Source organism: Cupriavidus sp. SIMBA_020 (genome assembly GCF_046535395.1).
Classification (GTDB): domain Bacteria; phylum Pseudomonadota; class Gammaproteobacteria; order Burkholderiales; family Burkholderiaceae; genus Cupriavidus; species Cupriavidus campinensis.
Window position 1 is genome coordinate 1 of sequence record NZ_JAWRWU010001788.1, and the last position, 231, is coordinate 231.

At 67.1% G+C, this 231-nt stretch carries 1 protein-coding gene; it reads right to left on the reverse strand.

Annotated elements, in window-relative coordinates:
• Window positions 1–231, reverse strand: a 231-nt coding sequence (locus SB751_RS35760) for an ABC transporter substrate-binding protein (protein ID WP_410749701.1), incomplete at both ends; no start/stop codon positions are given.

Genomic DNA, 231 nt, shown 5'->3' on the forward strand with positions numbered 1-231 from the left:
GGTCGGTTTCGAGCACGAAGGTCTGCGGATCGATCGCGCGCACCTTCTGCATCACGTTCGCCTTCGTGAGACCGAGATCGGCGAGCACGCCGGCCGGGCCCTTGTCGAGCTGGATGGTGCGCTGCAGCGACCATGCGACGTCGTCGGCAGTGACCGGGTTGCCGGAATGGAAGGTAAGGCCGGGGCGCAGCTTGAACGTGTAGGTGACGCCGTCGGCGCCGACCGTCCACG